The sequence below is a fragment of the Nioella aestuarii genome, assembly GCF_050896395.1.
GTDB lineage: Bacteria > Pseudomonadota > Alphaproteobacteria > Rhodobacterales > Rhodobacteraceae > Nioella > Nioella aestuarii.
This window is the reverse complement of record NZ_JBPBBA010000010.1, coordinates 43,674-65,044: the sequence shown is the minus strand read 5'-3', so window position 1 is coordinate 65,044 and position 21,371 is coordinate 43,674. Positions and strand designations below refer to the sequence as shown.

General features: G+C 60.6%; 17 protein-coding genes and 1 other RNA gene. 4 read left to right on the top strand and 14 right to left on the bottom strand.

The window, feature by feature from the left end; translation table 11 throughout:
• Positions 1-3: 3 nt before the first annotated feature.
• From ACROHD_RS08365 to ACROHD_RS08325, 9 genes are all read right to left on the bottom strand, one after another.
• Positions 4-1,215: a class I SAM-dependent methyltransferase gene (locus tag ACROHD_RS08365; RefSeq protein ID WP_432677150.1), complete on the bottom strand. Its 1,212-nt coding sequence runs from the start codon at positions 1,213-1,215 to the stop codon at positions 4-6.
• 59 nt (positions 1,216-1,274) lie between these two features.
• Positions 1,275-2,660, bottom strand: a complete 1,386-nt coding sequence (locus ACROHD_RS08360) for a cryptochrome/photolyase family protein (RefSeq protein WP_432677149.1) — start codon at positions 2,658-2,660, stop codon at positions 1,275-1,277.
• A 54-nt stretch (positions 2,661-2,714) separates the two neighbouring features.
• The gene (locus tag ACROHD_RS08355; RefSeq protein ID WP_432677148.1) at positions 2,715-3,941 is read right to left on the bottom strand and encodes an aminotransferase class V-fold PLP-dependent enzyme; all 1,227 of its coding nucleotides are present in this window, start codon (positions 3,939-3,941) and stop codon (positions 2,715-2,717) included.
• 238 nt (positions 3,942-4,179) lie between these two features.
• Positions 4,180-5,829 (bottom strand): BCCT family transporter, encoded by a 1,650-nt coding sequence (locus tag ACROHD_RS08350; protein WP_432677147.1) that lies wholly within the window; start codon positions 5,827-5,829, stop codon positions 4,180-4,182.
• 355 nt (positions 5,830-6,184) lie between these two features.
• Positions 6,185-6,646, bottom strand: coding sequence for a GNAT family N-acetyltransferase (locus tag ACROHD_RS08345; RefSeq protein WP_432677146.1), 462 nt, complete (start codon positions 6,644-6,646; stop codon positions 6,185-6,187).
• Between the two features lie 272 nt (positions 6,647-6,918).
• Positions 6,919-7,914, bottom strand: a complete 996-nt coding sequence (gene acuI / locus ACROHD_RS08340) for an acryloyl-CoA reductase (protein ID WP_432677144.1) — start codon at positions 7,912-7,914, stop codon at positions 6,919-6,921.
• Between the two features lie 52 nt (positions 7,915-7,966).
• Entirely contained in the window at positions 7,967-9,070 is a 1,104-nt protein-coding gene (locus ACROHD_RS08335) for a dimethylsulfoniopropionate demethylase (protein WP_432677143.1), read from the bottom strand.
• An 89-nt stretch (positions 9,071-9,159) separates the two neighbouring features.
• Positions 9,160-9,846, bottom strand: a complete 687-nt coding sequence (locus tag ACROHD_RS08330) for a DUF1326 domain-containing protein (protein ID WP_432677141.1) — start codon at positions 9,844-9,846, stop codon at positions 9,160-9,162.
• Positions 9,847-9,862: 16 nt separating this feature from the next.
• Complete coding sequence (locus ACROHD_RS08325) at positions 9,863-10,600, bottom strand: DUF2182 domain-containing protein (RefSeq protein ID WP_432677139.1); 738 nt, start codon at positions 10,598-10,600, stop codon at positions 9,863-9,865.
• 109 nt (positions 10,601-10,709) lie between these two features.
• Between ACROHD_RS08325 and ACROHD_RS08320 the strand changes: the two genes are divergently transcribed.
• A complete protein-coding gene (locus tag ACROHD_RS08320) occupies positions 10,710-11,447 on the top strand; it encodes a FadR/GntR family transcriptional regulator (protein ID WP_432677137.1) in 738 nt (245 codons plus the stop codon).
• Here the strand turns inward: ACROHD_RS08320 and ACROHD_RS08315 are convergent.
• Positions 11,444-12,094, bottom strand: coding sequence for an LCCL domain-containing protein (locus tag ACROHD_RS08315; protein ID WP_432677135.1), 651 nt, complete (start codon positions 12,092-12,094; stop codon positions 11,444-11,446). The two genes, ACROHD_RS08320 and ACROHD_RS08315, sit on opposite strands and share 4 nt — an antisense overlap.
• Positions 12,095-12,179: 85 nt before the next feature.
• Here ACROHD_RS08315 and ssrA point away from each other — a divergent pair.
• Both ssrA and ACROHD_RS08305 read left to right on the top strand, forming a co-directional pair.
• Positions 12,180-12,534: a transfer-messenger RNA gene (gene ssrA / locus ACROHD_RS08310) on the top strand.
• A 94-nt stretch (positions 12,535-12,628) separates the two neighbouring features.
• A complete protein-coding gene (locus ACROHD_RS08305) occupies positions 12,629-13,645 on the top strand; it encodes a fatty acid desaturase (protein ID WP_432677133.1) in 1,017 nt (338 codons plus the stop codon).
• Positions 13,646-13,648: 3 nt separating this feature from the next.
• On the opposite strand, the gene ACROHD_RS08300 is transcribed toward ACROHD_RS08305, so the two are convergent.
• Positions 13,649-15,019: an oligosaccharide flippase family protein gene (locus ACROHD_RS08300; RefSeq protein WP_432677131.1), complete on the bottom strand. Its 1,371-nt coding sequence runs from the start codon at positions 15,017-15,019 to the stop codon at positions 13,649-13,651.
• A complete protein-coding gene (locus ACROHD_RS08295) occupies positions 15,016-15,834 on the bottom strand; it encodes a glycosyltransferase family 2 protein (protein WP_432677130.1) in 819 nt (272 codons plus the stop codon). Before ACROHD_RS08295 ends, ACROHD_RS08300 begins: the two co-directional genes overlap by 4 nt.
• A gap of 77 nt (positions 15,835-15,911) precedes the next feature.
• Here ACROHD_RS08295 and epsE point away from each other — a divergent pair, with 77 nt between their 5' ends.
• On the top strand, positions 15,912-17,111 hold the full coding sequence (gene epsE / locus ACROHD_RS08290; protein ID WP_432677129.1) for an exopolysaccharide biosynthesis GT4 family glycosyltransferase EpsE: 1,200 nt from the start codon (positions 15,912-15,914) through the stop codon (positions 17,109-17,111).
• 12 nt (positions 17,112-17,123) lie between these two features.
• On the opposite strand, the gene ACROHD_RS08285 is transcribed toward epsE, so the two are convergent.
• Both ACROHD_RS08285 and ACROHD_RS08280 read right to left on the bottom strand, forming a co-directional pair.
• On the bottom strand, positions 17,124-19,901 hold the full coding sequence (locus tag ACROHD_RS08285) for a calcium-binding protein (protein WP_432677128.1): 2,778 nt from the start codon (positions 19,899-19,901) through the stop codon (positions 17,124-17,126).
• A complete protein-coding gene (locus ACROHD_RS08280) occupies positions 19,888-21,207 on the bottom strand; it encodes a glycosyltransferase family 4 protein (RefSeq protein WP_432677127.1) in 1,320 nt (439 codons plus the stop codon). Before ACROHD_RS08280 ends, ACROHD_RS08285 begins: the two co-directional genes overlap by 14 nt.
• Positions 21,208-21,371 lie beyond the last annotated feature (164 nt).

Sequence of the window (21,371 nt, the reverse complement as noted above, 5' to 3'; positions counted from 1 at the left end):
GGGTCAGCCCGGTTTGGTCACGGAAATCTGCGTCACGTCAGTATTGCCGCTGTGAAAGCTTGCAGCGCAAGAGGTGAGGTAGAAATTCCACATCCGGCGGAACCGGTCGTCAAAGCCAAGCGCTGCAACATCGTCCCACCGGTCGTTGAACGTCTCATGCCAGCGGCGCAGGGTCTGACTGTAGCTTTCCCCGAATTCATGGCTGCCGATAAAGGTAAGTCCGGCAGAGTCCACCTGCTGGCGCAGGACGGACGGACAGGGCAGCATTCCACCGGGAAAGATGTATTTCTGAATGAAATCGACACCACGCTTATAGACCTGCCAACGCGCGTCCTGCACGGTGATGATCTGCAAGGCAGCCACCGCGCCGGGCTTCAGCCGGTCACGCACTGTTGAGAAGAATACCGGCCAGTATTTCTCGCCCACCGCCTCGAACATTTCGATCGACGCAATGCCATCAAACTGGCCTTCCGTTTCTCGATAGTCCTGCATCCGGATTTCAACCCGATCCGACAGCCCCAGCCGCTCCATGCGCGCAACGGCGTAGTCGTGTTGTTCCTGGGAAATGGTCAAACCGGTGATGCGCGCGCCCCGTTCCTTGGCCGCGTATTCCGCAAAACCGCCCCAGCCGCAGCCGATTTCCAGCAGGTGATCGCCCGGTTTCACCCCGATCTTATCCGCAAGCGCCGCATATTTTGCGCGCTGCGCGGTCTCGGTGGATTCCTGCCCGGTATCGAACAGGGCCGAAGAATAGGTCATCGTATCGTCAAGCCAAAGCCCGTAGAATTCATTCCCAAGATCGTAGTGATACGAGATGTTCTTGCGGGCCTGACGCTTGGAATTGCCCTGCATCCAGAAGCGCAGCTTCTCATAGGCCCGGACCAGCGCCATGCCGAGGAATCCGTCATAGACCTCGTCATTATCTGCATGGACCGCATCCATCAGCGCCTGAAGATCCGGAGTGGACCACCCCCCTTCGAGATAGGCATCGCAGAAGCCCAGATCTCCCTCGCGGATCAGCCTGGCAAAGACATCCGGGTCATGGATCTCACAGATTCCGAGCGGTCCGGGGTTCTCCCCTTCTGCTCTGAAGATACGGCCATCTGGCAGGTGGAACTCCAACCGCCCGTTCTTCAATTTGCCTACGGTCTGGAAGACCTGCGCAAAATAGCGCGGCAGATCGGTTTCGCCGACTGTCGTCGTTTTGACACTCATGTCCCATCCCCTTGTCGCAAGCGTATCATGAACGCGAACTCGGCTTTCTGGCAAGAAAATTAACTTTTCAGTGCCTTGTACGCAGAAAGAGCCCTCTCCCGACCTTCCGACAGGCTGATCATCGGCCGTGGGTTTTCGCGGATGGTCCAGGATTTGGGGATCGCAGCCGCAAAGTCCCGCGCTCCGGCCCCGCGCAACCAGTGGTTTCTGTAGACGCCTTTTCGGTCGAACTTCTCCGCCTGCGTTTCGGGGTTGAAAATGCGGAAGAACGGGGCCGCATCGGGGCCTGACCCGGCAACCCATTGCCAACCCATCGCGTTCGAAGCCGGATCCCAGTCGGTCAATGTCTCGGCAAACCAATCTCGACCAACCCGCCAATCGACCATCAGATGCTTGGTCAGGTACGACGCGACCAACATCCGTGCCCGATTGTGCATTCGGCCAGTCACATAGAGCTCTCGCATCGCGGCATCGATGATTTCCACCCCGGTTTCGCCCCGCCGCCAACGCTCTGCGACCTCGCCGTCACCCTCTGCTGACCACGGGAATGATTCCCATTCCGGGCGCCAGCTGTCTTTCAGGATATGGGGTGAATGGAACATCAGATGGTAGGCAAATTCGCGCCAGACCAGTTCTTTCAAAAAGTGTTCCGCCCCCTTGCCGCCAGCCCCGTCCATCGCGCGCCAGCCCGCGTGCCAGCATTGGCGAGGAGAAATCTCACCGTAAGCCAGCGGCTCGGAAAGGCCAGATGTCGCATCGAGATCAAGAAAATCCCGCTCGTCCTTGTAACGGGCAACGCGGTTCTCCAAAAACGTTGTCAGCCGGTTCAGTGCCGCGGCCTCACCAAGCAGGAAATGCCGTTCAACGACCTCTGCACCCCGTTGCATTTTGGCGCCAAGGCCCCAATCCCCCAGGGGCTCGCTGTTCGGCCAGCTGTCAGGGAAAGCCAGTGATGGGGTGGCCATGGGCGACGGAACGTCCCGGTCCCTCACCGCCCGCCAGAAGGGCGTGTAGACCCGGTAGAAGCCGCCGGTTCCGGTTTCCACAGTCCAGGGCTCGAACAGAAGATGCGCATTGAAGCTTTCAACCTCGATCCCCTTCGCTTTCAGCGCTGCCTTGATCCGGCTGTCTCTGTCCTGTGCCTGCGGATCATAGAGCCGGTTCCACACCACGCGGGTCGCGCCGGTTTCTGCGATCAGCGCTTCCAGCACCTCGAGCGCGTCACCCGTGCGCAAGACAACCTGCCCACCGCGCGGGTCAAGATTTTTGCAAAAATCTTCCACCGCCCGGCCGAACCGGAACGCAGGGGCCGCACCAAGTGCACGCACGGTAGCATCCCGGATGACCACCGGAATGACCGGCCGCCCGGCAGCTGAGGCCAACGCCGGATTGTCGTGTAACCGGAAATCCCGGCGCATCCAGTAAAGGATTGGTGCTTCGCTCATATCCTGCCCCTTATTGTGCGACAGGTAGACCGTAATACAGGCCGGTCAAGCGGATCAGATAACCTGATCGAGGGCACCGATCAGCTGCTGAATTTCTCCGTGATGCGTATAATGGGTGAAGCTGAGCCGCAGCACACCCCGCTCAAGATCAACACCCATGGCGCCAAGCGGACGAACGGCGTAGAAATCGCCGCCACCGGCCATGATGCCATGCGCCGCCAGATCTGCTGCAACGCCCTCTCCTGCACGGTCCAGAGCGACCGCCACCGTCGGGGCCCGGCCTGTGGCAGAGGCCGACCCAATCAGGCGCAGAGAGTTCTTGGACGAAAGATACGCCAGCAGCGGCTCCAGCAATGATACTTCCTGTTCCCGCATCAGCTGATGGGCAAAGCGTGCCGCCCCTACGCCGCTGGATGGTCCGCCATGATGGGCAGACAGCGCCTCCATGTAGTCCGCCATTCCGGCACTGGCCGCGACCTGCGCGTGATCCGGGCCGGCCGGGGTAAAGCGTTTGTACAGAGATCCCTCGTTGAAATAATGCCCCTGGTTCGGCAGCAGCTCGCCAAGTGCGCGGCGGATCACCATGATGCCCTGATGCGGCCCATAGGTCTTGTAGGCCGAGAACAGGTAGATATCGGCGCCGAGCGCCCCCACATCCTCAAACCCATGCGGCGCGTAGCTGACGCCATCAACGCATGTAAATGCCCCTGCGGCCCTGGCCTGCGCGCAGATTGCAGCGACGTCATTCACCTCGCCGACCACGTTGGAACAATGCGGAAAGCACACCAGCCGGACTTTGCCATCAGCCAGAAGCGGGGCAAGCGCCCTGGGGTCCAGATGACCCGTTTCCGCGTCGATCTGCCATTCGCGCACCTCTATCCCTTCATGCGCCAGCCGCCGCCAGGGGCCGGAATTGGCCTCATGATCCTGATTGGTGACGACAATTGCGTCACCCTCCCCAAGATGCTGCCGAAAGGCCTGCGCAAGCACATAGGTGTTCTGCGTGGTCGAGGGGCCAAAGCTCAGCTCATCGGTGTCCACGCCCAGCATCGCCGCCAAACGGATACGCGCCTCATCCATCTCTTCGCCGCCCAGGCGGCTTGTCTCATAGGGTGCGTAAGGCTGCACCTTGCGTTCCGTGTAAAAACGGAACAGCCGATCGATCACCTGCTTGCAGGTGTAGCTTCCACCCGCATTTTCGAAGAAAGCCTGCCCCTGCAAAGAGGGTTGTGAAAAGGCGGGGAACTGCGCCCGCACCCAGTCGATATCCAGTTGGGTCATTCTTTGATCCTAGTTCCTCATTGCCACGCCCGGGGCACGCCGACCCCAGGCGGGCGTTTCCCATCCTGGCAGGTCTTCCAGCCGAGCCGGCAACCCGAACCCGGATCAGCGGCAGCCCCGTAACAAAGACGGGACGAAAAACGCCTACGACAGTCCCGTTCACAGGTCAATTGCAGACCGAAAACAGAAACCCCCGCCGGTTTCGCGACGGGGGTTCCAAGCGCTGCATCACAGCACTTTATTCGCGATAGACGCTTTCGACGCCGTTCTTTTCACGGATCGCGTCGCGCCAAATGCCCTTGATCACGGCAAAGCCCATCAACAGCATCACGAAGCTGAAGGGCAGCGCCCCGATGACCATGGCGGTCTGGATCGCCCCGAGCCCGCCGATGATCAGCAGAGCCCCAACAACCATCGCCAGGGCAGCGCCCCAGAAGATGATATGCGGGCGGCCCTTCGGCCCCTCATCACCGCCCGAGTTGATCGTGTTGACGATCAGAACAGCCGAGTCTGCCGAGGTTACGAGATAGGTCAGCAGCAGGATGACGACGATGAATGCCATGACCCATGCAAGACCAGAGGACAGCATCACATCCAGCATCGCAAACAGCTGCGACTCCGCACCTGCGCCGGTGATCGCATCGCCCGCATCGCCATTCAGCGACAGGTCGATCGCGGTGCCACCCACGATGGCGAACCAGACAAAGCACATCATCGATGGGATGATGATCGCACCCAGAACGTATTCCCGCACGGTCCGACCCCGGGAAATACGTGCCAGGAACACGCCGACGAACGGGGCAAAAGCGATCCACCAGGCCCAGTAGAAGACGGACCATCCGCCCTGCCAGCCGGACAGCTGGCTGGCCACCGATCCCTCAACGCCGTCAGAACGCCAAACGGTGAACAGCATCGACGGCAAGTTGACCAGGTAGTCAAAGATCCCGACGAACAGCGCCTGGAGGCCGAAGAACGTGGAGCCGAAGATCAGGAAGAAGGCCAGCAGGAAGAAGCTGAGCCCCATATTGATGTTCGACAGCCACTTGATGCCTTTGCCAACACCCGACAGCGCCGACAGGGTCGAGGCCCCCATGATCACCAGAAGCGCGAAGATGATCGCCGCGGTCGAGGCACTGCCATCTTCCCGCAGCAGCCAATCGCCCAGACCGATGCGGTGCACGCCCGCAACGAACTGGTTCACCCCGAAGCCGAGCGTTTGCGACACACCCAGAACTGTGGCGACAACCGCAACGATGTCGACGACATGGCCAAGGGTACCCGACAGCGACCGCCCGAAGAGCGGCACCAGGGCTGAGCGGATCGTCAACGGCAGATTGCGGCGATACGAGAAATAGGCCAGCGCCAGACCGACCAAGGCATAGCAGGCCCAGGCCCCGATACCCCAGTGCAGGAACGACCACTTATAGGCGTTGCGCACGTTTTCGGCTGATGACCCTTCGGCGCTCCCCATGATCACATCGGGGTTGGTGGCGAAATGGTAAATCGGTTCTGCCGTAGCAAAGGTCAGCATCCCGATGCCGATCCCTGCCCCGAACATCATCGAGAACCAAGAGAAGTTAGAGAATTCCGGTTTGTCTTCCGGAAGACCCAGTGTCAGCCGCCCAGAAGACGGCACGATTGCCAGCAGGATGCAGACGATGATGAAGAAGGCCACGACCCAGATGTACCAGGTTGCGAAATTTGCCAGCAGGAAGCTGTTGAGGCTGCCAAGCACGCTGGCGGCGTTGTCAGGAAATGCAACGGCCCAGATGATCAGCGCACCAACCAGGATTTTTGCGGTTACCGTAACGTCTTTGCTAAAGCCGTCGTAAAAGCCGCCCTCGGCGGTCTTGATCGGCAATTCCATCAATGGGGGCGTTTTTGCCATAGAGTTCTCCTCCCAGATATCTTGGAAAAACTTTTTACAACTGGATGGTCCCCTGTCTCCTTTGCGTGCCGTTCCCGGAGGTGTTTTTCCAAAAATGAACCGGGTCTGGTCGTCAGTCTCTCCCTTTGGCCAGCCTTAGTCCGGGGGGCTTCCGCTTCTTGTACAAAAACGGCACTTCCACACCCGGCTGCGGCGCAATTCCGCTCTTCTTGGTCACAACTAACACGTGTGTCCAGAAACCGCCAACCTTTCCTCGGGAGACGCAGGGCAAACCCTTGTCAAAGCAACAAAATATGGAGCCATGCGATCAGAGAACGCGTAGCTCCACGGTATACAAATGTGCGCAAAAGTTGTGTCAGCCGGGAAGCTCCCGTCGAAACCTGCGCGCGGTGTTTGGCGCCTCTTCGAACCCAAGCGACAGGTATGTCTGCCCTGCCACATCGTTCTCCTGCACTGCAGATACGGTCAGAAACCGGGCATTAAGCCTTGCCGCCAGCGCCTCGGACGCTCTGACAAGGGCCCGGCCAATCCCAAGCCCGCGCAGACCCTTGTGAACATACAGGTGGTGCAGATCCATGCCCCTTTCACCATGCTGCGCACGGGCCAGCGGGAACAGCATAGCGTATCCACAAAGCGCCTCGTTCACTTCGGCGACCAGCACATGCAACCAGGGCGCTTGCCCCAGACAATCGCGGGCAAGAGTTGCAGTGGTGACTGACGGGACATCCCCGTGAAAGCGCGCCAGATGGCGCACCATATCTGCCAGCGCCTCCAGATCCTGAGGCGTGACGGGTCGGATGATTGGTTTGATACTCATGCGGTCTTCTCCGGTTTGGACCACCAAAGCCGGATCACACAAAAAAACCGCCCTCGATGGCGGTCTGTCATTATCTGCACATGGGTCCGCCGCTCTATTTGAACGGGCGATAATAGACGGTCATGGCAAATGTTCTGGTCATACTTGGCTTGTGCGCGGATCGGCGCAATCGGTCAAGCCCCTCCCCTTTCTTCTTGGAAAAAATACTTGGGGGGATGCGGGGGGCAGAGCCCCCCGCGGATCGCCGCCGTCAGGCGGCGAAACCTTGTCACTCAGGCATTCACGTCAACAACAACGCGCCCACGCACGCCGCCTTTCAGGATCGACCGGCCGAGATCGGGCAGATCCGACAGGCTGGCGGGCTCGATCATTGCTTCCAGCTTGTCCATCGGCAAATCCGCCGCGATGCGCTGCCAGGCCCGTTCACGATTGGCGAAAGGCTGCATGACGCTGTCGATGCCCAGAAGGTTCACACCGCGCAGGATGAACGGGGTGATGAGCGCGCCTTCGATTGCCGCGCCGCCCGCAAGGCCGATCGCGGCAACTGAGGTTCCGTATTTCATCTGCTTCAGCACCCGGCCCAGCATCGCGCCGGCGACCGCATCGACACAGCCCGCCCATTGTTCGGCTTCCAGCGGTTTGCGGGTCACTTCGGTCAAATCCTCGCGCGCGACGATCTGGCTGGCTCCGAGCCCACGCAGATAGTCTTCCTGCTCGGGACGGCCGGTCACAGCGGCAACCTCATGGCCCAGATTGGCCAGGATCGCCGTTGCGACAGAGCCCACACCGCCCGCCGCACCAGTTACCAGAACAGGGCCGTCGCCGGGCTTCAGGCCGTGATCTTCCAGCGCCATGACAGCCAGCATCGCGGTCAAACCAGCGGTGCCCACGGCCATCGCCTGCCGGGTGCTCATGCCCTCGGGCAGCGGGACAAGGAAATCGGCGGGAACACGGGCCTTCTGAGCGTAGCCGCCCCACCGGTTCTCACCCACGCGCCAGCCGGTCAGCACGACCTTGTCACCGGGCTTGTAACGGTCATCGTCAGAGCTTTCGACGGTGCCCGCGAAGTCGATTCCCGGCACATGCGGGTAGTTACGGACCAGACCACCGCCCGGCCCTATGCACAGCCCGTCCTTGTAGTTCACGGTGGAAAAATCCACGGCAACTGTCACATTGCCATCGGGCAGATCATCCAAACCGATCTGCTCCACCGCAGCCGAGGTCTTGCCGCTCTCTTCGTCTTTTCTCACGACCAGTGCGTTAAACATCTCGTCTCCTTTTCGTTGCATTAGGATCGGCCGAAAGACGATCCAAGTGAATTCAGTTCCAGAACGCCTCGTAGACCGTGGCTGCGCGCACTCCGGCAGGAGTGATCACGTCAACCTCGGTAAAGGCGTCCCAATGGGTCATGCGGATCATACCGATGGACACGTTGGTGTTGAAATCCGGCGACCACGCGGCCGAGCTGATATTGCCCACATGTTTGTCGCCCACCATCACCGGCCAGAGCCGGTCACATGGCGGCACTGCATCGCCGTGAATCTCAACCGGCCGGATCTGCTGTACCGGGCCTTCCTTGGCCACGCGCAGAAGCGCATCACGCCCGACGCAGCCGATGGCCGTGGCTGTGTTACAGAACTTGCCAAGCCCGCATTCATGGGGCGTGTTGTCGTCGGTCATGTCATTGCCGTAGGACAGCAAGCCGCCCTCGATCCGCTCAATCAGATTGGGGCAGCCCGCGTGAACATCCAGATCCTTGCCCGCCTCCATCAGCGCATTCCAAAGCGGCATACCGATATCGCTGCCTTCAACGTAGATCTCGAACCCGCCCTGTTTCGAATAGCCAGAGCGTGCGATCACCAGATCGCGGCCCTGAAAATCGAAATGCCCGAAGCGAAAGAAGCGCACGTCACGGATCGAGTCGCCAAAGACCCGCGCCATCAGATCATCGGCTTTGGGCCCCTGCACCGCCAGGGGTGACACATCGGGTTCATCGACCAGAACATCCAGCCGGTAGCCATAGGCGATGCCCTTGACCCACAGCAGCAAATCGCTGTCGGCGATGGAGATCCACCAGCGGTCTTCGGCCAGTTTGACTGCAACCGGGTCGTTCAGCATACCGCCGGTTTCATCGACGATCGGAACGTAGAAACACTGGCCGGGCAACATGCCGCGCAGGTCGCGCGGGGTCAGCATCTGCATCAGGCGGCTGGCATCGGGGCCACGCAGCTCTACCTGGCGTTCGCAGGCCACGTCCCAGACCTGCACGGCCTCTTTGAGATGATGATAATCCTCCACGACCGAGCGGAAGACAGTGGGCAGAAGCATCCGGTTATAAACCGTGTAGCCTTTGACTCCGGCGGCCTCGACCCCCTCGGAAAAGGGCGTGCGACGCAGGCGGCGGGATGGTGCAATCAGAGCCATGACGGCAGACTCCAACAAGGGTGGGTGGGGATATGCCCGCGAGGGCCCGTTTTAAAGGGCCCCCGGGAATTGTTCGTTTGATCAGCGCCTTAGCGCGGGCCCTTCCAGTCGATCTGGCAGATCTCGGCCGAGCGGCCATCAAAGTTCCAGACACGACCGAATGCCCGCACTTTACCCTTGGAGGCGGTCGCGACAGTGATATCGGGGCCCATCCAGTATTTGGTGTTCCTGATCACGATATCTTCGTCGGGATCATTGCCGCCGACCGGGAACACGACACCCTCAATGCGGCGGCCGACCGTGATGTGGCGAGTTTTTCCGTCGGTTTCGTAGCTAACCGGTTGACGCTCCACGCCGATGACTTCGCCGACAAGCACCTTGAACAGACCCGTGGTTCCCTTGGCCTTACCCGAGAAGATGTCGACCAGCGCATTGAACTGATCGTCAGAGGCCCGTTCGTCGATGAAAAGCGCAACTTTCCAGTTGCCGCGGCTCATCATGCCCGGAATCTCGATCAACAGGCCGACATTCAGACCCGACAGGTCCGTGCCACCATAATTGCCGCTGTCGATGCGCACACCGCCCCAGGTCTGGCAGTGGCCTTCGGTCGGCGGATGCAATCCGAGAGACACCACACACGGGCAAAACACGGTACAGTTACAGTTCAGGATAAGCTCGCCTTTGATTGCCCATTCAATCGCCCCGTGGCCCGATTTCGATGAGGCCGGGTGACGGTTATCAATGCGGGCGGGCGTCTCGATACGATCGCTTGCCATTGTTTTCTCTCCTCTCTCAGATTCCTGTTATGGCGACCCATGCCGCCCCTGCCAGCAGCGCAACTCCAAGCGGCCGCGTCAGCCAGCGCCCGATATCGGGCAGTTTCTCCAACACCATCAGGACCGTGGCGAGAGCCATGAATCCCAGGTTCATCACCCCGCCAACGAAGCCAAGCAACATCAGCGCCCAACAACATCCAAGGCACACAGCGCCAAGCCTGACCCCGTTTCGGAACGCGCCTTCCTCGAAATGCTGGAGGAAAAACATCATCGGCGCACGGCACTTGGACAGGCACGCCTCCTTAAGTGGCGTGAACTGATAGGCACCGGCCACCGCCAGGAGACCAGCCGACAACGCCGCTGACGCGCTGGACCCAAACGGATCAAGAAGCCCATTTCGCAGCAGGGCAAGCTGCAAGCCAGCAGCCATCACTGAAAATCCGAGCCATATTACGAGATACCCTGCGACGAGCGCCGGAATTCGGGTCTCTGCCCCGGTATGAGAAAGATCCTCATAGGTTGCGAAAGCAGGCAGCGCCGTGGGGGCCATCATCGACGCCGACATCAGCGCCCACATCAGAGTCATCCGGACAAAGCCCGCCGCATCCGGGGTCAGGTTGCACAGGTCGGCCCAGAAATCCGCTCCATAGACACGGCCCGCCGCGCGCAGATCAGCCGGGATCGACATGGCGTAAAGCGCCGCCCATGCCGCAAGGATCAGGGCAAAAAGCGCCAGCCAGTGCGGCCCCCGCATCGCTCTGATCCGTGTTGCAAGCAAGGCTGGTCCTCCCCGACTCAGGTCTTGCGTTTTAAATGTCAGACTTTTAAATGTCTGACAAATAAAATCTCGAAAGTGACGCTACGTGAAAATCGACCCAAAGAGCAGCGCCGACCTGTCAGCGCAGATCGCCAAGGCCATCCGCGATTCCATCATCGCGGGCGATCTGATCGTCGATGAACGCCTGCCGTCCGAAGCCGAACTGGCCGAGCAGTTCGATGTATCGCGCTCCACCGTACGCGAGGCGCTGAAACGTCTGGCGGCGCAATCGCTGATCCGCACGCAGCGCGGGGCGTTTGGCGGCGCCTTCGTGAACCGGCTGTCCTATCCCGATGCCTATGGCCAGCAGATCACCACCTCGACCCTGCTCTTGTCGATGAACGATGTCAGCTTCGACACCGCCTGCGAGGCGCGCTATGCGCTGGAACGCTCCTGCGCACCGCTGTCGGCAGACCGCCGCACCGCCGATCACTTGGCCACGATGCGCGCCGAGATCTTTCGCCAGCAACAGCCGGGCCTGACGGATGAGGCTTTCTGCGCCTCTGACGTGGCCTTTCATCGGGCGCTGGTCGACGGGGCCGACAATCCGGTGCTGTCCTACCAGCTGGCCGGCGCGGTCGAAGCGATGCAGCCCCTGATGAACATGATCACCTTCACGGCCCGGTCTCGGGAAGAAATCGTCGCCCTTCATACCCGGATTGCCAACGCGATCGAAGCGCACGACGGAGCAGCCGCCAGCGACGGTCTAAGCCAGCTTGAACGCTACACCGTTGAGCTCGCCCGCTCGGTTATGGCCAAGCGGGCGAAAGAGCAGGCCGGTTAGTTCCGGTCGAAGCTGATCGAGCCGCTCCAGGGGCCATAATCCATCGTGCTCACCCCATTCCATTCCGAGCCGCGATAGCTTTGCAGCCCAGGGGCAGCAAGCACCGTCACTGTGCCGCCCGCAGCGCTGATCATGCCGGTATGCATCGCCGCGACACAGATATTGCTGTCGTTGGTATATGGGTCTGATCCCCATGCGGACCCGGTGTAGGGTCCGGCCGGGCAGCTGCATTCATGGATCTCAGCCCCTGCGGGCATGGTCCCGCAAGCGGGGATTTCCATTGACACGAGCGTGACCGTGAAACTGCGGTCATAAGACCCCCAGGTGCTGGTGGCGATGCCGTTCTGGGTGGAGCCGGGATAGCTCTGATAGCCGCCACCCGGCGTCACCAGTATCTGTCCGCCCCCTGCGCCGATCACGCCCGCATGGGCCGCAGCGACGCAGACATTGCTGTCAGCGGTATAGACATTGGTGCCCCAAACCGCCCCGGTTCCGCCGCCGGAGGCGCAGGAACAAGCGGTCGGGCTGGTGATGCCCATGGCGTTGGACGGGCACGGGGCCGATTGTGCCGACGCGGCACCGGCCATTGCGATAAATCCCGCTGTTGCAAGCGCCGTAAGCCCGGCTTTCTGATAGTTGGGTCTCATATGGCCTTCCTCCCTAAGATTTCGTTTCGAATGCGAACCAGTCTTCTTCACCTTTCGAGATCGATCAAGCGTTTCGAGGATGATTGCCGTTGAACCGCCGGCGCTGAAGACTTATCTTATGGATGTGCCCTTCGGGGGACTATGGACATAAACGCGCTCGTAATAAGCGGATCGGACCCGGGGGCGGTACCCGGCGGCTCCACCAAAATCCTTCGTTTGGGGATCATGGGGCCGAAACAGGATCGACGAACGTCTAAAGGGGTTTTGCTTTGTCTCGGCTGTCTGCCACCGTTATCGGCGAAACAAGTACAATTGCAAACGACAATCGTGCTCCGGCAATGGCTCTGGCTGCGTAAGCAGTTCGGGTCGCCGAAACTAAGCCCTTACGCCTAGCCGCGTAAGGCGGGGTTCGCAGGCACCTGGCAACAGAAGCCTGCACTTCCCCATCATTTGGCCTTGCGGGACATCGCCTGACGGATGCTTGACTCGATTGCATTGGTTGCAAGAGTGTCCAAGGAGAATTGGGGTGCCGAAATGCCTTTCGAGACACGCGACTACAGCTTGCAGCAAAAGCCCGGTGAACGCCCGCGCCCGCTTCGATGGTGGACGCCCCGGATCGACAGTGAAGTCCTGGCCGCTTTGCGGGAACCAAGGAACGGCCCCGCGCTGGTCAACTTCGCGCTTTGGTTTGCCTTGCTTGGGCTGTCGGGCTGGCTGGCCTGGCTTAGCCTTGGCAGTCACTGGGCGATCCCTGCCTTCTTGGTTTACGGAACCATCTATTCCTCTTCCGATGCCCGTTGGCATGAACTGTCGCACGGGACCGTATTTCGGACCAGATGGCTGAACACCTGGCTCTACCAGCTGTGCAGCTTTATGACCCTGCGCGAGGCATATCTTTGGCGCTATTCCCATACGCGACATCACACACATACGATCATTGTCGGCAGCGATCCGGAGATTCAGGTTACCCGGCCGGCTGATCTGCTGCGCATTGCGCTGGACTTTTTCTTCATCCCGTCAGGCATCGGTGAAATCCGGCGTATTGTTTTGCATGGCTTGTTCGGTCTGGGACCACAGGAACAAAGCTACGTCCCGGAACGGGCGGCGAAACGGCTTGTACTGAGCAGCCGGATTTACCTGACAATCTGGGCGGGCTTGCTGCTGTCTTGTGTGTATTGGATGACGCTCCTGCCGCTGCTTTTCATCATTGGGCCACGGTTTTACGCAGGATGGCTGCACCAGTTGCTGGGGCTTACCCAACATGCGGGGCTGGCGGAAAATGTGGACGATCACAGGGAAAATTGCCGCACGGTTCTGATCAACCCAGTGTTCAGGTTCCTGTACATGAACATGAACTACCATCTGGAACACCATGCCTCACCGACGGTGCCCTATCATGCTCTGCCAAGGTTTCACCGGCTGATCGCGGATCAATGCCCGCCTGCGTACCCAAGCCTCTGGGCAGTCTATCGGGAAATGATCCCGATCCTGTGGAGGCAAGCCACAAAAGATCCCGACGCACACATAAAGCGCCCTGTTCAATCCACCTGAGGCCTATCCCGCCTGGATCGCCGCCAGCGCCTCGATGAGAGGCCAGTTCCACCACAGCGCCAAAGCACCAAGGCCGCCACCCACGCCGAAGTAGATCGCATCATGCAGCGGATCCCAGGCGCGGCTGCGGGAAGCCAGCCATCCCACGACCGGATGCGCCGCCAGCATCGCCAGCCCCTGCCCCGCCAGCGCGCCAGGAAGACCGTAAAGCGTGATCCCCACCACCATGCCGACCACCACGAACACCGCACGCGTCGCGGCCAGCACAAAGAAGCGCTTGGAATCCCCCGCCGCCAGTGCCGCCTGGTCATAGGTGACACCAACAATGGCCGGGATCTGTACGACCGAGATCAGCACCACCATACCGCCCGCCGCCAGATAGCGCGGGTCGTAGAGCAGGTCGATCAACCAATGCCCCAGGAACGCGGGCACCATGACCATCCCGATCATTCCCGCCGTTGCCAACATGCGCATCCTGCGCAGGCGGAGAAAGTTCTCTCGGCTCTCGCCCGGGGGGCTTTCGCGGTAGATCGGGATCATTACCTTTCGCACCACGACCGAGCCCATCATGAAGGGAAAAGACGCCCAGAAGAAGCCGATGTTGTAGATCCCGAAATCATGGGTGCTGAGCCAGCCGCCGATCACGACCTTGTCGGCCTGACCGATGGCAAAGCCCGCGATGGTGCTGAGGAACACCCATTTGCCGAAATGGATAAGTTCCCGCGCCGCAGCAGATTCCCACCGAAAGCGATTGCGCTCGCCCGGCAGGAAAAGGTCGAACAACACCACTTGCGCGATGGCCGACAGCACGCCGGAAATCACCAGGGCCCAGACCGATTGGGTCAACCAGGCCAACAGGATTGCCACCAGCAGACCCACCACCTGCGTGCCCATATCGAGCAGCGTCACCCGCCCTGCCCGCAGATGCCGGTTCGCGGTCTCGTAGCGCGTCGGGGTGAAGCCAAGCACAAGCTGCGTCAGCGCGGCCACCGGCAGGTAGTACACAAGATCGGGTTCACCGAAATAGACCGCCATGGGCCAGGTCAGCGCGCAGGCCACCAGCCACAGGCTGACGCCCCGGATAATCTGGATAGTCCAGGCGGTGTTCAGGAAATCTCGGTCGTCGCCGCGCTTGGATTGCATGATCGCGGGGCCGACCCCCACATCGGAAAACATCGCCAGTCCCATCAGGAAGACCGAGACCATGGCCATAACACCGAAGGCTTCGGGGAACAGAAGCCGCGTCAGGATCAGGTTCGATGCCAGTCGCAGAATCTGGCTGAACCCGAATCCGAAAAGGTTCAGCCCGGCGCTGCGCATGGCGCGCGCCATCAGGCCGTCACCGGACGTCACATGCCGAAAAGCTCCTCTCATCGGCCCCGATCCCATCCCTTTGGCGCGGGCAAAATTTTGCACATGAATGCAACCAGCCCGTAAACAAGGAAGCCCGAGAGATCCTGACCTGCCAGTTTCATGATCGACCTCTCAGCCGGCGGAATGATCTCTTCATTCGTCATAAGTTCCGGGAATTTATGTGCAATTTCAGCCACACCTGCATTCTGGCGTCGGCGCACCTTTACCAGACGATAGAACCCTTCCGCCACCGGCCAGTCAAACTCGGCTGGCACCAGATGCCGTTCGGACGGGGAAAATAGCAGGCGCACATAGTAATCATCCGCGATGATGTCAGGAAATCTTGACCAGCGCGCCCGACCCAGACCATTCACGGCAAAAACACCACATCCGGGCACACCCGTCGCCATGAAGGGCAGCCGCGCCCAGAACCTCGCATAGGCCCGCGAAGTCGCCCCCTCACCTGTCACCACGATCATTCCAGATGCATAGGCTGGTTCTGGCCGGTCAAGCACGCCCGCGATTCCGGCAATGAGGCCCGGCGTCACAAGAACATCGGCATCCAGAAAAAGCCGCATCGGATAGGTTGCCATGACCTCGGCCTTGTTGAGAGCTTCGGTTTTGCCCGGCGCCGCGATATCCAACGCGCAATAGCGCCAGCCCTTTTTGGCAAAGCGCTCTGCATAGCTTTCAGCAATCTGGGCCGTTTCGTCCGTACAGCCATTTGCCGCAACAATCACCTCGGCTGAAGCAATGCCACGGCTGGCAAGAACCGCGTCAAGACATTTGCCGATGTACCCGGCCTCGTTATGGGCCGGAATGATTACCGAGATCATGCCCATCCCCTTTTGTCTTTGACCTTCAAAGCGAATTTCCGCAGGTTAGGTGCGGGCAGTGACAGGCAAGACATTCCATGACCGACAGGCGCATACTCGGCTATCTGGTGCCGCAATTCCCCGGCCAGACGCATATCTTCTTCTGGAGAGAGATTGCGGAACTGGAAAAGCGCGGCGTGACCGTCGACCTTTTGTCCACCCGGCATCCGCCTGCCGGCCTTGTGGCGCATGACTGGTCTGTCGGCGCGATGAACCGAACCACTTATCTTGGCAAGCCAGACGTGCTGGCGGGGCTGTCTGCCCTGCCCCGGCTGCCCTATGCCGATCTGCTGGCCGAGGCGCGGGCCGAGGGAAAGGCGATGGTTAAGGACATCGCGGTCTCGATCCCCGCCGCCGCACGCCTGATCCGCCATTGCCGGTCGCACGGCATAACCCATGTGCATGTGCATTCCTGCGGCCGCGCGGCGCTGATTGCGGCGATCGCCCGTCGCATGGGTGGTCCGCGCTATTCTCTGTCGCTGCATGGCCCTTTGTCCGACTATGGCCCAGGCCAGCGCTTCAAATGGCGGTATGCAGAGTTTGCGTCGATCATCACGGAAAAACTGAAGGCCGAGATGCTGGCGGAGATGCCGGATGACCTGCCCGACCGTCTCTACATCCAGCCCATGGGCGTCGATACCGACGTGCTGACCCCGGCTGGCCCCTACCGGCCCGTAGGCGCAGGTGAGCCTCTGCGGCTTTTCTCCTGCGGGCGGCTCAATATCGTCAAAGGTCATCAGGATCTGATGGCCGCTGTCCGGCTGCTGCTGGATCAGGGGCGCGACGTGCAATTGACCATCGCCGGTCAGGATGATGATGGCGGATCGGGCTATCGCAAAGTGCTGGACGCACGCATTGCCGAGCTTGGCCTTGGCGATCACGTCCGCCTGCTTGGTGCGGTCGATGCAGGCCGGGTGCGCGACGAAATCCGCGTGGCGCATCTGTTTGTTCTGGCCAGCTGGCATGAGCCGCTTGGCGTCGCCTTGATGGAGGCGATGAGCTGCGGAACCCCCACGATCGGCACAAATGCGGGCGGTGTGCCGGAATTGATACGCGACGGGGTGGATGCGGTTTTGGTACCCCCCAAAAGCCCCAAGGCGCTGGCCGAGGCCATTGCATCGCTTGCGGATGACCCGGATCGTTGCGCCACGCTGTCGGCTGCCGGGCGTCAACGCATTGTCGCGGGCTTCCACTCCGGGCGCGGGGCTGAAATGCTGATCAAAGGGGTGTGGGGTTAGGCGCGTCATCGCTTAGTCGCTTTCCAGCCCATAAAGAACCCCCGGTTCACTTTCGAACTCCGCCACCTCTACTGACACCAGCCAGATCGGCCCATCCGGTCCGTTCAGGATCATGCGGCCGTCTTCCTCGACCAGTGCATAATCGGCCGATTGCCCCGGCAACACCGCGAGATCCTGACCACCGCCGCCATGGGCGCGGTCCCCGGGCCCCAGAAACAGCCGGTCATTGCCATCGCCCGCAACAAAGATATCACGCTGCGCGGTGCCGGTCAGATCATCGCGCCCGGCGCTGCCCCATCTGTAAACACCGTGGGCAAAGGTGTCGGTGGCTCGGGTTTCCCAACCACCCGCCGTGGCGTTGTAGGCCATGAGCGTGGCCCACCGGGCCGTTGTGTCATCCAGATGGCGCAGTGCACCCCAGCTTCCCCACTGGCTTGCGGCGCTGACATCGACAGCAGCATTGAACAGCGTTCCACCACTATCGCGCCATCCCGCTAGCAGTTCTGAATATATTTCAGACATTTGAGGGGAGTAGTTGAAGTCGATCAGGAAGCGCGTCAGATCCTCGTTCCAGACATTGTCTCCAAGCCCCACCACATGGGTGCCACCCTCGTACATCACCATGGACAGGCAGTGATCGGCCGCCACATCGGCATGATAGGGCAGCCAGGTGTCGATCAACTCGCCCAGACTGCCGCGCCTTAGTACCCGTGCGGCCAGATCAAAGCGGTCATCACGATCGATCCAGCTCAGAACCTCGCCTACCCGTTCATCGCTGCCCAGTTCCGTCCCGAAATACCCTGCGACCGCGTAGGCGTCGAAGCTTTCATAGGGGGCCGGATGGCCCTCTGCCTGGGCCAGCGGTGCCTCTAGCAATGGCACTTCCAGCCCCGGCCATGAGGTCTGCGTTGCGATTACACGGATCAGACGATCTTCTTGCCCCTCAAAGACTTCAGCCCAGATATCCGCCACCTGAGCCGCGCGCAGCCCGGCATATTGCATCCATGCGTCGCCATCCGCCCCGTCCCAACGAATTGCGGCCATGTCCGCCGCCCAATGCGCTTGCGCAAACAGGAAATTCCAGACCTCGTTCGACCATTCCGCGTAAACCCGCAAATCGGGTGCCAGCCGTTCCTCCACATAGGACGCGAAGGCGCGCACATATCGGTCATCGGCCATATGGGGCAATGTGAACCACGGATCCGCGCCGATCTGATTGGCCAGCCGCACCATCACTTCAACGGGCACGCCACGGCGCACCCAGGTATAATCCGACATGCGCGGGCGATCTGTCCAGATCACCTGGGGCGATGCATTGGTGTCCATCCAGTCCATGAAGCGCACACTACGCAGATCCCGAATGCGGCTGATCCAGTCTGGGTTGAACATTTCCCCCAGTTCGTAAAGCGGGATATGTTCGGCGCGCAGCACCACGATATCGCGGATCGGATCGGCGGCATCCGTGGCTTCTATGCGCAAGGCAACCGGGCCTTCGCCGGGGGTGAAATCAAACCACGCCTCGTGATCGCCCATGTCGACATTCTCGACCCGCCCGCCAAGCCGGAACGTGCCGCGCCCGGTCCATGTGACGCGATAGCGCCCGGCAGCGCCGACAGCCTCCGGTGGCAGATCGCTCAGAATGAAGCTCTCGAGCGCCACCACCCCCTCTGGCAACCCAAGCGGCCATCCTTCCGGGGTCAAGTAGTTCGAGAGCTCAAGCTCGCTTGCGTCGATGCCGCCCCATTGTCCCTCCAGATGTCCGATCCAGGGGCGCGCAGAGCGCATAAGATTGATGAATGGCATCTGGGTGGACCATTCTGACAGCCCCGTCAGCCCCATGGCCAGCGCCGGATCGGTGAGGCCGGTTTCAGGTGTCAGGCTGGCGTGATCTTCAAACGCACTGCCCTGGATCCGAGCCCAGATGAAACCTGCGATATCGGCGTAACCCTCTCGCACGTCGGCATGGATGCTGTCGGGAAGGTCTACTGTCGCAGGCGGCTCTTCGTTGAAGATCGCCGTGTAAGTCACCAGTGCAGCAAGAAAATACAGGGTTGGTGTTCCATGCGGCGCATCATCGAGATAAAGATCGGTCGCCTCAAGGTCAGCCAACGATCCTTCGCTGAACAGCTCTGCCAGAATGGACGCCACGGGGATCAGGGTCACATCCAGTTCAGGCCGCGCTTCGCGGATCATGTCTACGTATTCAACGTACCAGTCGTGATAGTCGCCCCGGTTATAGTCATGATAGCGCGCCAGCGCCCGCGCCCGCGGGGGAAATCGATTGGAAATCAGCGCCAGATCGGACCAGCCTTCATAGATAAAGAACCGCGCGCCACGGGCCTGAAATTCGGTCCAGTCAAAGACACGCAAGGTGGCGGACAGAGGGCTATAGCCTTGCGGATTGCCCCATTCATAGGGCGCATCGGGCGGATTTGCCTGAATGAAGTTGGCGTTGTTCAGGATAATCGTGTTGAAATTCGCACGACGGAAAGCGAAGCGTTCGGAATCCCAGATCGAGGTCACGTTCTGAAAAGACCAGTTGGGCTCCGGCGGTAGTTGATCGGCAAACTGTAGCGGCGCGCCAAATGCCCCGTCTGCGGCAAATCCATGCCCGCCAGCCTGCGCGAGGATCGACAGCCAAAACGGCATCGTCGTCTCGTCGCTGCCAGAGACGTGGTTGATCAGCGAATTGCCGTAGATGAAAGCACGGATATCCTGCTGCTGCGCATGAATGGGCTGCGCGGCCAGCAGGCACAGCGCCAGAGCTCCGACAATCTTAGTCAGCCGCATGGTTCCGCTTCTCCAACATCGGTTCCGGCCGGTCATCGCGTTCTCCTAACATCCAATCGTAAATCTCTGATATCTGGTCAGCTTTCCTGCACCATGTAAACTGGCTCGCCACTCTGTCCAAGCCTGCCTGCCCTGCGCGGATCAGGGCGGGACGGTCTGCCTCCAATCGCTCCAGTTCCGCCCGAAAACCCGAGATGATCGCAGCCCTGTTTCCCATGGGCACCTTCCATCCAGTTCCCTCCGTCAGCAATTCCGCGGGTCCTGCATAGTCGACAATCAGCGAAGGAACGCCAAGGGCCATCGCCTCCAGCACCACGCCGCCACCAAATTCCCTGATCGACGGGAACGCCATGAGGTTGGACCCGGCCAACACGTCCTGAACCGCCCCATGTTCCAGCCAGCCGTGAAACGTGACAGCGCCCGTAACGCCGAGCGCTTCGGCCTGCGCTTTCAATGCAGGCGACAGGGGGCCATCTCCCACCATATCGAGCACCATCCGCCCGTCACGAAGCAGCGGCGCTGCGGCGTCCAGCAGCATATCAGGGCCCTTGTAGGGCACCATGCGCCCGATGAAACAGGCGCGCAGTGGCCCTTCCCGGCCCGGATCCGCCCGTTTGGTAAACCGCTTGGGGTCAATGGCATTCTCAGGAATGTAAAACGTCTTTGATTGCATCGAGGCAGGGATTTCGCCCTTAGTGTGGCCGGACCCGGCAATGATCGCGGCGGCGTGTTTCAGCGTCCGCCTGCGTCCCGGCAGAGCTTTGTAGACCCCGCGTATATAGCTCAGCCATTCTTTTTCCTGCCGCCGCTCGGCGTCGAATTCTTTAGGCCACGGCACGCCTCCGTTAAGCGGACCAAGCACAAAGGGCACGCCAGCACGGGCGCATTTTGCAGCCAACGCACTGGAAATGGTGGGCGAGAGCGGCGTCACCCGGTGAACGATGTCAAAGCGCCCGGCCCGGATGTCTGCCCCGAACCGCCGCCAGATCAGCCTTTCAAAATGCGGATAGGACAGGGCGTTGATCAGTTGCAGCGTGGTCCAGCCTTTACCGCCACCGCCCCGCAGCTTTTCACCGATAGCCCAAAGCGGGCGCGCGAAGGCCTCGGAATCTATGGCCGTGAAGTCCTGTCCCTCCACCAGCCCGGCCCGCAAGATTGCGTCACGATTGCGGATTTGCGTCACCAGATGCACATCGGCAACCTTTGCCAGTGCCCGGGACAAGGACCAGCCGATCAGCGGCACGCTGACCCATTCGGGGTTCGCTGACTCAGCGATAATCAGAATTCGGGGGCGGGATTGAGTCATGAGGCGCTACAACATTCTACGCAGTGAGGTGAGTGCCCTGCCGCACCGGGGCATCTGAATCGGATTGGAACATCCCGCTATAGCGGCGGGCAGAATCCCAACCGGAATCAGCGCGGCATTCGGGATCTGCGAGGCCCATATCGCATGGCCCCGTGGCGGCCTGA

Bases quoted from the DNA above. Each gene is read 5' to 3' on its own strand.
- ACROHD_RS08365 (WP_432677150.1), bottom strand. From the start codon at position 1,215: ATGAGTGTCAAAACGACGACAGTCGGCGAAACCGATCTGCCGCGCTAT.
- ACROHD_RS08360 (WP_432677149.1), bottom strand. From the start codon at position 2,660: ATGAGCGAAGCACCAATCCTTTACTGGATGCGCCGGGATTTCCGGTTA.
- ACROHD_RS08355 (WP_432677148.1), bottom strand. From the start codon at position 3,941: ATGACCCAACTGGATATCGACTGGGTGCGGGCGCAGTTCCCCGCCTTT.
- ACROHD_RS08350 (WP_432677147.1), bottom strand. From the start codon at position 5,829: ATGGCAAAAACGCCCCCATTGATGGAATTGCCGATCAAGACCGCCGAG.
- ACROHD_RS08345 (WP_432677146.1), bottom strand. From the start codon at position 6,646: ATGAGTATCAAACCAATCATCCGACCCGTCACGCCTCAGGATCTGGAG.
- acuI (WP_432677144.1), bottom strand. From the start codon at position 7,914: ATGTTTAACGCACTGGTCGTGAGAAAAGACGAAGAGAGCGGCAAGACC.
- ACROHD_RS08335 (WP_432677143.1), bottom strand. From the start codon at position 9,070: ATGGCTCTGATTGCACCATCCCGCCGCCTGCGTCGCACGCCCTTTTCC.
- ACROHD_RS08330 (WP_432677141.1), bottom strand. From the start codon at position 9,846: ATGGCAAGCGATCGTATCGAGACGCCCGCCCGCATTGATAACCGTCAC.
- ACROHD_RS08325 (WP_432677139.1), bottom strand. From the start codon at position 10,600: ATGCGGGGGCCGCACTGGCTGGCGCTTTTTGCCCTGATCCTTGCGGCA.
- ACROHD_RS08315 (WP_432677135.1), bottom strand. From the start codon at position 12,094: ATGAGACCCAACTATCAGAAAGCCGGGCTTACGGCGCTTGCAACAGCG.
- ACROHD_RS08305 (WP_432677133.1), top strand. From the start codon at position 12,629: ATGCCTTTCGAGACACGCGACTACAGCTTGCAGCAAAAGCCCGGTGAA.
- ACROHD_RS08300 (WP_432677131.1), bottom strand. From the start codon at position 15,019: ATGAGAGGAGCTTTTCGGCATGTGACGTCCGGTGACGGCCTGATGGCG.
- ACROHD_RS08295 (WP_432677130.1), bottom strand. From the start codon at position 15,834: ATGATCTCGGTAATCATTCCGGCCCATAACGAGGCCGGGTACATCGGC.
- epsE (WP_432677129.1), top strand. From the start codon at position 15,912: ATGACCGACAGGCGCATACTCGGCTATCTGGTGCCGCAATTCCCCGGC.
- ACROHD_RS08285 (WP_432677128.1), bottom strand. From the start codon at position 19,901: ATGCGGCTGACTAAGATTGTCGGAGCTCTGGCGCTGTGCCTGCTGGCC.
- ACROHD_RS08280 (WP_432677127.1), bottom strand. From the start codon at position 21,207: ATGACTCAATCCCGCCCCCGAATTCTGATTATCGCTGAGTCAGCGAAC.